The organism is Streptomyces sp. AC512_CC834, from assembly GCF_019049325.1.
Lineage (GTDB): Bacteria > Actinomycetota > Actinomycetes > Streptomycetales > Streptomycetaceae > Streptomyces.
Genome location: NZ_JAGMUO010000051.1, coordinates 117,244 through 129,256 on the forward strand (window position 1 = coordinate 117,244; position 12,013 = coordinate 129,256).

Annotated in this window: 11 protein-coding genes; 10 read left to right on the forward strand and 1 reads right to left on the reverse strand. The window is 71.3% G+C overall.

The annotated features are described in order from the left end of the window. Nucleotides 1-55 precede the first annotated feature (55 nt). From KUM40_RS19600 to KUM40_RS19615, 4 genes are all read left to right on the forward strand, one after another. A complete protein-coding gene (locus tag KUM40_RS19600) occupies nt 56-208 on the forward strand; it encodes a hypothetical protein (RefSeq protein WP_217167311.1) in 153 nt (50 codons plus the stop codon). Next, nucleotides 180-476, forward strand: a complete 297-nt coding sequence (locus tag KUM40_RS19605) for a DUF6247 family protein (RefSeq protein WP_217167291.1) — start codon at nt 180-182, stop codon at nt 474-476. Before KUM40_RS19600 ends, KUM40_RS19605 begins: the two co-directional genes overlap by 29 nt. Next, on the forward strand, nt 473-712 hold the full coding sequence (locus KUM40_RS19610; RefSeq protein WP_217167292.1) for a hypothetical protein: 240 nt from the start codon (nt 473-475) through the stop codon (nt 710-712). The genes KUM40_RS19605 and KUM40_RS19610 overlap by 4 nt, the downstream gene beginning before the upstream one ends. A 174-nt stretch (nt 713-886) precedes the next feature. Then, on the forward strand, nt 887-1,519 hold the full coding sequence (locus KUM40_RS19615) for a Uma2 family endonuclease (RefSeq protein WP_254395332.1): 633 nt from the start codon (nt 887-889) through the stop codon (nt 1,517-1,519). An 85-nt stretch (nt 1,520-1,604) separates the two neighbouring features. On the opposite strand, the gene KUM40_RS19620 is transcribed toward KUM40_RS19615, so the two are convergent. Continuing rightward, nucleotides 1,605-3,455, reverse strand: coding sequence for a bifunctional UDP-sugar hydrolase/5'-nucleotidase (locus KUM40_RS19620; RefSeq protein ID WP_217167294.1), 1,851 nt, complete (start codon nt 3,453-3,455; stop codon nt 1,605-1,607). Nucleotides 3,456-3,685: 230 nt separating this feature from the next. On the opposite strand from KUM40_RS19620, the gene mshD reads away from it, so the two are divergent. The 6 genes from mshD to pstC all read left to right on the forward strand — a co-directional run bounded on the left by mshD (nt 3,686) and on the right by pstC (nt 11,928). Next, a complete protein-coding gene (mshD, locus tag KUM40_RS19625; RefSeq protein ID WP_217167295.1) occupies nt 3,686-4,615 on the forward strand; it encodes a mycothiol synthase in 930 nt (309 codons plus the stop codon). 207 nt (nt 4,616-4,822) lie between these two features. After that, a complete protein-coding gene (locus KUM40_RS19630; RefSeq protein WP_217167296.1) occupies nt 4,823-7,063 on the forward strand; it encodes an RNA degradosome polyphosphate kinase in 2,241 nt (746 codons plus the stop codon). Nucleotides 7,064-7,748: 685 nt separating this feature from the next. Then, nucleotides 7,749-8,894, forward strand: a complete 1,146-nt coding sequence (locus KUM40_RS19635; protein WP_217167309.1) for a CHAD domain-containing protein — start codon at nt 7,749-7,751, stop codon at nt 8,892-8,894. 36 nt (nt 8,895-8,930) lie between these two features. Next, nucleotides 8,931-9,455, forward strand: a complete 525-nt coding sequence (locus KUM40_RS19640; protein WP_217167310.1) for an NUDIX hydrolase — start codon at nt 8,931-8,933, stop codon at nt 9,453-9,455. A 158-nt stretch (nt 9,456-9,613) separates the two neighbouring features. Then, nucleotides 9,614-10,741 (forward strand): phosphate ABC transporter substrate-binding protein PstS, encoded by a 1,128-nt coding sequence (pstS, locus tag KUM40_RS19645; RefSeq protein ID WP_217167297.1) that lies wholly within the window; start codon nt 9,614-9,616, stop codon nt 10,739-10,741. 173 nt (nt 10,742-10,914) lie between these two features. Continuing rightward, the gene (gene pstC, locus KUM40_RS19650) at nt 10,915-11,928 is read left to right on the forward strand and encodes a phosphate ABC transporter permease subunit PstC (protein ID WP_217167298.1); all 1,014 of its coding nucleotides are present in this window, start codon (nt 10,915-10,917) and stop codon (nt 11,926-11,928) included. The last annotated feature ends 85 nt before the right edge of the window (nt 11,929-12,013 follow it).

Sequence of the window (12,013 nt, forward strand, 5' to 3'; positions counted from 1 at the left end):
GTTCACCCGCCCCCACCTCCTCCCCTGGACCACCCCCGAAGGCAAACCCTGCTTCTTGAGCACCGACAGCGACGACAGCCTTCTGTCCCGGCTCGCCGACGACATCGAGGAAGCCCAGTTGGACTCGGGTGAGCAGGTGCTCGCCGGAGCCAGGGCCGTGCTCGACGACCGGAAGGCCGGTGCACGGGTCGAGGCGGGTGGCCGGTGAGGCGATTCGGGCGGCCCTGCAACGGCGCCCCGACTGGCTGCAGGCGTTCGAACAGGAGTGGCTGAGCGCGGCCGCCGACTTCGACCACTCGGCACTGGACGCCGTGATCGACAAGTGGTTCCCCTTCGCCTGCGCCTGCGCCACGCCGGGCTACCTCGACGAGGTCGAGCAGACCGTCAAGCGGATGACGGAGGACGACACCGAAGGCCTGGTGTTCCGCGACGCGGACGGCCGCCGCCTCGACACGGGTGCGGGCAGGCGCCGGTGAGTTCCTACGTCATCCGGTACGTGGACCGGGCGTCGGAGCGCAAGGCGGCGTTACCGGCGCCCCAGCGGACGTCACTGGACGATCTGGAGAAGCTGCTGATCGCCAACCCGTTCGGCCCACCGGCGGTCAGCAACCGGGACGATAACCGGTCGGCAGGGATCCGGAACGGCTTCATCACTTACGTCGTGTCCAGTCGCCACGTCGTCGTCAACGTCATCGACCTCGTGGCCCTCTGACATCGGCGCACCTCTCCCCTCCTCACACGATCGAGTGAGGAGGAGCTGTTTCACCAGGTCAGACATATCCCGGTACTTACCGTGATCACATTGCTTGTGCCCCGAGCACGCTCAGCCCACACTTGAGGAGGTGACGTCACCATGACCGCTCTTACACACGAGAGGCCCGAGACCATGTCTGAGATCAGGACCACGACCGGGCCGGAGACGGGTACCGAGAACGGGCCCGGCCTTGACGAGGTCGTGTGGCAGGCATGGAAGGCCGTGGAACTCCCGGAGGGCTACCGCGTCGAGATCATCGAGGGAGCCATCGAGGTGTCGCCCACCGGCCGCCTGTCCCATGCCCAGATCGCCAACCGGCTGCGCAACGCACTGGTGCGGTTCCTGGGAGAGGGCGAGTACTCGGCGTACCAGGACGCCAATGTCATCTTCCGGCGCAGGGGATGGATCCCCGATGTCTTCGTCGCGCCGGAGGACCTGGAACCGTACGCGGACGAGGACGGGCTCGGTGTCGATGCGGCGGCGGTGCGACTGGTGGTCGAGGTGGTCTCGCCCGGAAAGCGCCACGAGGACCGCGACCGGGTCAGGAAGCGCCGTGAATACGCCCGCGCCGGCATTCCCGTGTACGTGATCATCGACGACTACGACGCGCAGGGCACCGTCACCGTCCTGACCGAGCCTCGGCCCGACAAGGCCGACTGGCTGGGCGTCGTGCGGGTCCCCTACGGAACCGATGTCGACATCCCGAAGGGCCCCGCCACGGGCTTTGTGATCGGAGAGACGATCACCGGCCCCAAGCGAACCTGAAACGGCGCAGGAAGGAAGGAGCCGGCACCCACAGGGCTCGTACGGCCTATCGGGTACCGGGCCCCTTCCTGGGGCCTGCTGTCGGCTACTGCACGACCGTGATCCGGTCCGCCGCCGGGGGCGTGATCGGGTCGGTCGCCGACGAGTTGGCCGTCAGGTACTGCTCGAACGCCGCCAGGTCGTCACCGCCGACCAGTTCGTTCGTGCCCTCGCCCAGGGTCGTGAAGCCGTCGCCGCCGCCCGCGAGGAAGCTGTTGGACGCGACGCGGTAGGTGGCGGACGGGTCGATGGGGGCGCCGTTCAGGCGGACGGAGTCCGTGAGGACGCGGTCCGCGCCGGACTTGGTCAGGTCCAGGGTGTAGGTGAGGCCGGCAGAGATCTGGAGGATCTTCGGGGCCGCCTCGTTCGGGCCGCTCACCTGTTCCTTGAGGACCTGGATCAGCTCGGCGCCCGTGTAGTCCTTGAGATTCACCGTGTTGGCGAAGGGCTGGACCGTGAAGCCCTCGGCGTAGGTGACGACACCGTCGCCCTCGGCGCCGGTGGCCGTGTAGGTCAGCGGGGCGCGGATGCCGCCCGGGTTCATCAGGGCCAGGTCGGTCTCCGGGTCCTGGGTCCTGCCGTACGCGAGCTGCGCGTCGGCGATCAGGTCGCCGAGCGGGGACTCGGTGCCGTCGCGGTTGATGTCGGCGGAGACGTAGCCGATGGCGCGGTTGCCGATCGGGGCGGCCAGGGTGCTCCACTTGTCGATCAGCCGCGTCATGTCCGGCGCCTTCGGGACGTCCCGCGTCACCACGTGGTTCGCCGACTTCACCGACGTACGGGCGATGTCCCCCGTGCGACGGTCGTACGTCAGCGTCGTGTCCGTGTACAGGCGGCCGAACGACGAGGCCGAGGTGACCATGCGCGGGTTGCCCGCCGGGTCGGGGATGGTGCAGACGTACGCGTTGTGGGTGTGGCCGGTGACCAGCGCGTCGACCTGCGGCGTGATGTTCTTGGCGATGTCGACGATCGGACCGGAGACGCCGTCGCCGGCGCCCGGGGAGTCGCAGTCGTAGTTGTAGGAGGACGAGGCGGGGAAGCCGCCCTCGTGGATGAGCGCGACGATCGACTTCACGCCCTGGCGCCGCAGCTCCTTGGCGTACTTGTTGATCGTCTCGACCTCGTCCTTGAACTCCAGGCCCTTCACGCCCTCCGCCGAGACGATGTCCGGGGTGCCCTCCAGCGTCACGCCGATGAAGCCGACCTTCACGCCCCTCTGCTTCCACACCCAGTACGGCTTGAGGATGGGCTTCTTCGTCTTCTCGTCCAGGACGTTCGCCGCCAGGTACGGGTAGTCGGCGCCCTTGAACTCCTTGTCCGTGTAGCAGCCCTCGGTGGGGTGGCAGCCGCCGTTCTGGAGGCGGGCCAGTTCCCTGGCGCCCTCGTCGAACTCGTGGTTGCCGACGCTCGTCACGTCCAGGTCGAGCTTGTTCAGCGCCTCGACGGTCGGCTCGTCGTGGAAGAGGCCCGAGAGGAGGGGAGACGCGCCGACCATGTCGCCGCCTGCCGCGGTGATGGAGTAGCGGTTGCCCTTGCGGGCCTCGCGCAGGTGGGTCGCGAGGTACTCCACGCCGCCCGCGTCGATCGTCTTCGTCGTGCCGTCCGGCTGGACCTCGGTGACCCGGCCGGCGGAGCCCGCCGGCGGTTCCAGGTTGCCGTGCAGGTCGTTGAAGGAGAGCAACTGGACGTCCTGGTAGCGGCCATGTCCGTGACCATGGCCGCCGTGACCGCCGTGGCCGTGACCGCCGTGGCCCCTGTTGTTCCCGCCCGCGTTCGCCGACGCCGGCAGCGCCGCCGCCGCGAGCGCACCCGCGGTGACGACCGTGGCGGCGGCGAAGAGGAGACGGTGCGTACGACGTCTGCGGCGCGGCTGGTGCGACTGTGCTGTGGCTGGCATGCGCCCCCCTGTGGGTGTGCGTGGACGCGAGCCGCTGAGGAGACGGCTCGTCGGCGCATGAGCCTAGAGTCAACGCGCGTAGCGCGACAGGGCTTCCGGGTTACATCCTGGTTTGGCTTCGTCCTCACCGCGCCCTCACCGCGCCCTCGTCCGCGCCCTCGTCCGCGTCCTCGTCTTCCTCCTCGTCCGCTGCCGCCGCTTTGCTCCGCCCGCCCCTTACCCTCGTACGCATGACCAGCGACGACACCGTGCGGCCCGGCCGCCCCCGCTCGATCGAGACCCTCGCCGAACTCACCCCGGAGCAGACCGACGCCGTCCTCGCCCTGCTCACCGAGGCGGCCCGGAACGACGGGCAGCACGCCGTGTCCGAGCAGGGCCGGCTGCAACTGCGCGGCCCCGCGCGGGAGGGCATCGCGCATCTCCTGCTCACCGTCGACGGCAGTGAACTCGTCGGCTACGCCCAGCTTGAGGACACCGACCCGGTCGAGCCGCCGGCCGCCGAACTCGTCGTCCATCCCTCGCACCGGGGGCAGGGGCACGGACGGGCCCTGGGCGCCGCGCTGCTCGCCGCCACCGGCAAGCGGCTGCGGGTCTGGGCGCACGGCGGCCACTCCGCCGCCCGGCATCTCGCGCAGGTGCTCGGTCTTGCGCTCTTTCGCGAACTGCGGCAGATGCGGCGCCCGTTGGCCGGGCTCGACCTGCCGGAACCGCGGCTGCCCGAGGGCGTGCGGGTGCGTACCTTCGTGCCCGGGCAGGACGACGCGGCCTGGCTCGCCGTGAACGCGGCCGCCTTCGCCCACCACCCCGAGCAGGGCTCGCTCACGCAGCGCGACCTCGACGACCGCGAGGCCGAGCCGTGGTTCGACCCGGCGGGGTTCTTCCTCGCCGAGCGCGACGGCGAGCTGATCGGCTTCCACTGGACCAAGGAGCACGCCGAGGAGCGCCTCGGCGAGGTGTACGTCCTCGGCATCCGCCCCGACACCCAGGGCGGCGGCCTCGGCAAGGCCCTGACCACCATCGGCCTGCGGCACCTGGAGGGGCGGGGGCTGCCCACGGCGATGCTGTACGTCGACGCCGACAACAAGGCCGCGGTGTCCGTCTACGAGCGCCTCGGGTTCGTCACCCACGAGACGGACCTGATGTACCGCACGGAGACCTGAGCCTCACGATCTCGGGGACCCTCGCGGGGGACTGCGCGGGGGACTGTGCGCGGGGCTTTCGGAGGCCTGCCGCTATCCCGCACGTCATGTCCCCGTAACCATCGATTCAGACAGCCTTGCGACGCTCACCGAATGAAGCCGACCGAGCCTGAGTCTTCCGGGCCCTCCGACGCGCCTGTCTCGGGCGCGGCGCGGAAGAATGGGTTCATGAGGCAGCCGAACAGCCAGGCAGAGGTCCAGCACACGCAGCCCTCCGTGGGCTCCATCGCCGCGCACCGCTCGCACACCGTGGCCGCCACGGTCTCCGACCTGGAGCCGGACATCGACGCCGACCTGGACGCGTACGAGGAGTCGGAGGAGTCCCAGGCCGGCGGCGCCCGGCTCCCGCAGGGCCGCTTCCTGGACCGCGAACGCAGTTGGCTCGCCTTCAACGAACGGGTGCTCGAACTCGCCGAGGATCCGAACACGCCCCTCCTGGAGCGGGCCAACTTCCTCGCGATCTTCGCCAGCAACCTGGACGAGTTCTTCATGGTCCGCGTCGCCGGCCTCAAGCGCCGCATCGCGACCGGCGTCGCCACCCGCTCCGCCTCCGGCCTCCAGCCCCGCGAGGTGCTGGACATGATCTGGGCCCGCTCGCGCGAGCTGATGGCCCGGCACGCCGCCTGCTTCCACGAGGACGTCGCCCCGGCCCTCGCCGACGAGGGCATCCACCTGGTCCGCTGGAACGAACTGGCCGAGAAGGAGCAGGCCCGCCTGTTCACCCTCTTCCGGCACCAGATCTTCCCGGTCCTCACGCCCCTCGCGGTCGACCCGGCCCACCCCTTCCCGTACATCTCGGGTCTCTCGCTGAACCTCGCGGTCGTCGTCCGCAACCCCGTCACGGGCCACCGCCACTTCGCCCGCGTCAAGGTCCCCCCGCTGCTCTCCCGCTTCCTGGAGGCCTCCCCGGGCCGCTACGTCCCCATCGAGGACGTCATCGCCGCCCACCTGGAGGAGCTGTTCCCGGGCATGGAGGTCCTGGAGCACCACACCTTCCGCCTCACCCGCAACGAGGACCTCGAGGTGGAGGAGGACGACGCGGAGAACCTCCTCCAGGCCCTGGAGAAGGAACTCATGCGGCGGCGGCTGGGCCCGCCCGTCCGCCTGGAGGTGGAGGAATCGGTGGACCGCGAGGTCCTGGACCTCCTGGTGCGCGAGCTGAAGATCGGCGAAGCGGAGGTGTATCCCCTGCCCGGCCCCCTGGACCTCACCGGCCTCTTCCGCATCCACAGCCTCGACCGGCCCGAGCTGAAGTACCCGAAGTTCGTCGCCGGCACCCACCGCGACCTCGCCGAGGTGGAGTCCGCGTCCGCGCCGGACATCTTCGCCGCGCTGCGCGGCAAGGACGTCCTGCTGCACCACCCGTACGACTCCTTCTCCACCTCCGTACAGGCGTTCCTGGAGCAGGCGGCCACCGACCCGGACGTCCTCGCGATCAAGCAGACGCTGTACCGGACGTCCGGCGACTCCCCCATAGTCGACGCGCTCATCGAGGCGGCCGAGTCCGGCAAGCAGGTCCTCGTCCTGGTCGAGATCAAGGCCCGCTTCGACGAGTCCGCCAACATCAGGTGGGCCCGCAAGCTGGAGGAGTCCGGCTGCCACGTCGTCTACGGGCTGGTCGGCCTGAAGACCCACTGCAAGCTCTCCCTCGTCGTACGGCAGGAGGGCGAGACGCTGCGCCGCTACAGCCACGTCGGCACCGGCAACTACCACCCGAAGACGGCCCGCCTCTACGAGGACCTGGGCCTGCTCACCGCGGACCCGCAGGTCGGCGCGGACCTCTCCGACCTGTTCAACCGCCTCTCCGGCTACTCCCGGCGCGAGACCTACCGCCGTCTCCTCGTCGCGCCCAAGTCGCTGCGCGACGGCCTGGTCTCCCGGATCCACAAGGAGATCCAGCACCACCGCGCGGGACGCCCCGCCTACATCCGCATCAAGGTCAACTCGATGGTCGACGAGGCCGTGGTCGACGCCTGCTACCGCGCGTCCCAGGCCGGCGTCCCGGTCGACGTGTGGGTGCGCGGCATCTGCGCGCTGCGCCCCGGCGTGACGGGCCTGTCGGAGAACATCCGGGTCCGCTCCGTCCTCGGCCGCTTCCTCGAGCACTCGCGGGTCTTCGCCTTCGGCAACGGCGGTGAGCCCGAGGTCTGGTTCGGCAGCGCCGACATGATGCACCGCAACCTCGACCGCCGGATAGAGGCCCTGGTCCGGGTCACCGACCCGGCCCACCGGGCGGCCCTGAACCGGCTCCTCGAGAACGGCATGTCCGACGGCACCGCGTCCTGGCACCTCGGCCCGGACGGCGAGTGGACCCGGCACGCGACCGACGCGGACGGCCAGCCACTGCGCAACATCCAGGAGATGCTCATAGACGCCCGGAGGCGCCGGCGTGGCACAGCGACACCTTGATCCGACGGACCCCACGGCGACCGCCGGACCACCAGCACCCGCGAGCACGGCACAGCCGGCCTCCGCGAGCGCCGCACCGCCGGCCTCCGCGAGCGCCGGACCACCACCGGCACCCGCGAGCGCGAACAGAAACACCGGCACGAACCGGGACACGGGCCCGCGCCCTGACTCTCGCCCGGCCCCTGACACCCGCCGGGGCCATGACGTCGATCCGGGTCCGAACACCGGCGCCAACCCGCTCGGCGGCACCGCCCCGGCCACCGCCACCGGCCCGGCCACCGCTACCGGCCCGCGCCCTGACGCCCGCCCGGACCCTGACACCGGCCTGCGCCCAGACACCCGCCGGGGCCATGACGTCGATCCGGGTCCGAACACCGGCGCCAACCCGCTCGGCGGCACCGCCCCGGCCACCGCCACCGGCCCGGCCACCGCTACCGGTCCGCGCCCTGACGCCCGCCCGGACCCTGACACCGGCCTGCGCCCTGGCACCGGCCGGGGCCTTGAAACCGGCCCCGGTCCGAACACCAGCCCCGGCCTTGACGTCGACCCGGGTCCAAACACCGGCCCGGCCCCGAGCACCGGCGCCAACCCGCTCGGCGGCACCGCCCCGGCCACCGCCACCGGCCCGAGCCCTGACACCGGCACCGCCACCGGCCCAGCCACCGCCACCGATCCGGCCGCCGACGTGGACTCCAACGCGCTCGCGGCCTACCTCCGTGCCCAGGCGACGGAGTTCCTGCGCGCCCTGCGCCGGCATCGGGAATCGGGGGCGGGGACCGGGGCGGCGGGTGCGAACGGCACGGCCGTCGCGGGGCGGGCGGCCTCGCTCGCGGACAACGTGGACGCGGCCCGTGCCCTGCGCCGTGCGGCCCGCCGCATCAGCGGCACCCTGCACACCTTCCAGCCGTTGCTGGACACCGACTGGGCGGAGGGCATGCGCCCCGAGCTGGCCTGGCTGTCCGGCACGCTGGCGATGGAGCACGCGTACGCGGCCCGCCTGGAACGCCTGCTCCAGGCCCTGCACCGGCTGTCCGGTCCGTCGGCGCTGCCGGCCCCGCGACCGGTGGGCCGGGCCACCGCCACCGTGCCCGCCACCATGCCCACCGGTACGTCCGCCGGTACGCCCGCCGCCGCCCACCCGGCGACCCCGGACCGCGGCAACCTCACCGTGGGCGCGGCCAAGGCGGGCGCGCTGCTCGACCGGCAACTGACCCTGGCCCGCACCCGGGCACACTCCACGGCCCTCCAGGCACTGGGCAGCAGCCGCTTCCACGCCGTCGCGGACAAGGTCGCCTTACTGGCCAGCGAGGTCCCGCTGCGCGTCACCGGCCGCCCGAGCCGCGGCGCCACCCCCGAGGCCACGCCCCTGCCCTTCGACCTCCGCCCGCTGGCCGACGCCGCGCACGAGCGCCTCACCGACGCCGTTGCCGCCCTCCCGCTGGTCGCCGCGGGCAGTCCGTACAACGCCCAAGCCCTGGTCCACGGCCTCTCCCCGGACCCGGCCCCGCACCCCCAGGATGCCCCGTGGCACCAGGTCCGCCTGCTGCTGCGCCTGCACCGCTACGCCCTGGAAGCGCTGACCGGCGAGGACGCCGGGAGCGCCGAAGAGTCGACGGACGTACGACTCCTGGCCGCCGGTGAGGCCCTGAACCGCCACCGCGACGCCTCGGAGGCCGCCGCGGCCGCCGCCCAGGCCGCCCGGACGCCGCGCATCGCCCCGGCGACGGCGTACGCGCTGGGCGTGCTCCACGCCGACCAGCGGCATGAGGTGGAGGCGGCGAGGTACGCGTTCCAGCACAGTTGGCGCAAGGCACCGATCAGGCTGCCGTAGCAAGTGCCGCAGGACGACTGGAAGCGTGAGCGCACCGTGGGCCCCGTCGACGACAGCACCGACAGCACCGGCACCACCGACACCACCGTCATCCGCGCGGCAGGCTGCCTGCTGTGGCGACGCTCGCCCTCCGGCGACGGCATCGAGCTCGCATTGGTGTATCGGCCGAAGTGGGCGGACTGGTCCCACCCGAAAGGCAAGCTGAAGCACAACGAGGGTGCCCGCGAAGGCGCGCTGCGCGAAGTCCTGGAAGAGACGGGGATGACGTGCGAGCTGGGCCCTGAGCTGCCCACCGTCCGCTACCGGGTCGACGGACGCCCCAAGGAAGTCCGTTACTGGGCGGCGGAGGCCGCGGCCGGCGGCACGTTCGTGCCGAACAGGGAGGTGTCCCGGCTCCTGTGGCTCTCCCCCGCCGCTGCCCGGGACCGGCTGACCCAGAAGCGCGACGAGGAGCTGGTCGACGCCCTCCTCGCGACCCGCCGGCCCGGGGCACCCGGGGCACCCGGAGAGCCCGGAGAGCCCGAAGAGCCCGGAGAGCCCGGAATCACTCCGTGTCCTTGACGTAAGCGTTCCGTGACCTCACCGCACCGTCCACAGGGGTTCACCCCCCGTTCATTTATGCCCTTCGGCGCCTTCATCTGATCTGCCTAATTTCGGCCTTACCACTCCTCGCACGCCGCCGCATTCAGGTCGGCGGCTCCTGGAAGGAACTCCCTCAAGTGAAGCTTCAGCGCATGAACCGGCGGGCCCTCGCTCTCGGTGCTCTCGCCGTCTCCGGCGCCCTGGCCCTCACGGCGTGCGGCTCCGACGACACCAGCGGCGGCAGCGGCGGCGACTCCAGCGCCGCCGCCGCCAACAGCAACATCAAGTGCGACGACGCCAAGGGCCAGCTCCAGGCCTCCGGCTCCTCCGCCCAGAAGAACGCGATCGACGCCTGGGTCAAGCAGTACGTCGCGGCGTGCAACGACGTGCAGATCAACTACAACCCGACCGGCTCCGGCGCGGGCATCACGGCGTTCACCCAGGGCCAGACCGCGTTCGCCGGTTCGGACTCCGCGCTCAAGCCCGAGGAGATCGAGGCCTCGAAGGAGGTCTGCACCGACGGCCAGGCCATCGACCTGCCGATGGTCGGCGGCCCGATCGCGGTCGGCTTCAACGTCACGGGCGTCGACTCGCTCGTCCTGGACGCCCCGACGATCGCCAAGATCTTCGACAGCAAGATCACCAACTGGAACGACGAGGCGATCGCGAAGCTCAACCCCGACGCCAAGCTGCCCGACCTGAAGATCCAGGCCTTCCACCGCTCGGACGAGTCCGGCACCACGGACAACTTCACCAAGTACCTGAAGGCCGCCGCGCCCGACGACTGGAAGTACGAGGGCGGCAAGTCCTGGGAGGCCAAGGGCGGCCAGTCCGCGTCGGGCTCCTCCGGTCTGGCCGGGCAGGTGAAGGGGACGCCCGGCGCCATCTCGTACTTCGAGCTGTCCTACGCCAAGGACGGCATCAACACCGTCGACGTCAAGACCGCGGCCGCCGAGCCGGTCAAGGCCACCGTCGAGAACGCCACCGCCGCCATCGGCGCGGCGAAGGTCATCGGCACCGGCAAGGACCTCGCCCTCGAGCTGGACTACACCCCGGACGCCGACGGCGCCTACCCGCTCGTCCTGGTGACGTACGAGATCGTCTGCGACAAGGGCAACAAGGCGGACAGCCTGCCCGCCACCAAGTCCTTCCTGAACTACATGGCCTCGGAGGACGGCCAGGGCCTGCTGGCGGACGCCGGCTACGCCCCGATGCCCGCCGAGATCATCACCAAGGTCCGCGAGACCATCTCGGGCCTGAGCTGACCCGAGTGCGGTCCGGTCCCCGAGTGCGGGAGGACAGCGTCCCCGCACGGGACCGACAGCGTCCCCCGCCCGGGGGCCGGACCGCACCGTCCGGTGCACCGCCGCCAGGAGTCCCGCGACCGGGGCTCCGCCCGAGCCGTCGGCCACGACGGCTCCGCAGACCGGAGAACCCGATGGACATCACCACGGACACCCAGAAGCCAGCCCCCTCCTCCCCCACGCCCCAGCCGCCCACGACCGGAGACCAGCGCGCCACCCGCGGCGTCACCCGCCCCGGTGACCGGATCTTCGTCGGGCTCTCCCGCGGGTCCGGCATCCTCGTGCTGGTCATCATGGCCGCCATCGCGGCCTTCCTCACCTATCGCGCCTGGCTCGCCATCAGCGAGGACGAGGCGAACTTCTTCACCAGCTTCGAATGGAACCCGACCGGCGACCCGTCGGAGTTCGGCATCGCGGTCCTGGCCTACGGCACCGTCGTGTCGTCGATCATCGCCATGGCCATCGCCGTCCCGATCTCGGTCGGCATCGCGCTGTTCATCACGCACTACGCGCCGCGCAGGCTGGGCGGTCTGATCGGCTACGTGATCGACCTGCTCGCCGCCGTGCCCTCGATCGTCTACGGCCTGTGGGGCGCCCTCGTCCTCGTGCCGCACCTGAACGGTCTCTACGGCTGGCTGGACCAGTACCTCGGCTGGACCGGGATCTTCGAGTGGAACGGCGGCGCGGGGCGCTCGCTGTTCACCGTGGGCATCCTGCTCGCGATCATGATCCTGCCGATCATCACCAACGTCAGCCGTGAGGTCTTCCGGCAGGTCCCGCGCATGCACGAGGAGGCCGCGCTGGCCCTCGGCGCCACGCGCTGGGAGGTCATCCGGATATCGGTGATCCCCTTCGGCCGCTCCGGCGTCATCTCCGCCTCGATGCTCGGCCTCGGGCGCGCGCTCGGCGAGACGATGGCCGTGGCCATGGTGCTCTCCCCGACCTTCGACATCACTCCGAGTCTGCTGGACCCGGGCGGCGGCACCTTCGCCCAGAACATCGCCAGCAAGTTCAACGAGGCCACCCCGATGGGCCGCGACGCGCTGATCGCCTCCGGCCTCGTCCTGTTCGTCATCACCCTGCTGGTCAACGGCGGTGCCCGCATGATCATCGCCCGCCGCAAGGAGTACTCGGGGGCCAACGCATGAGCAACACAACCCTGACCCCCGCCCCCGCCCCCACCCCCACCCCCAAGAACCGCAGCTCCCTGCGCGCCGCCACCCTGCCCAAGTG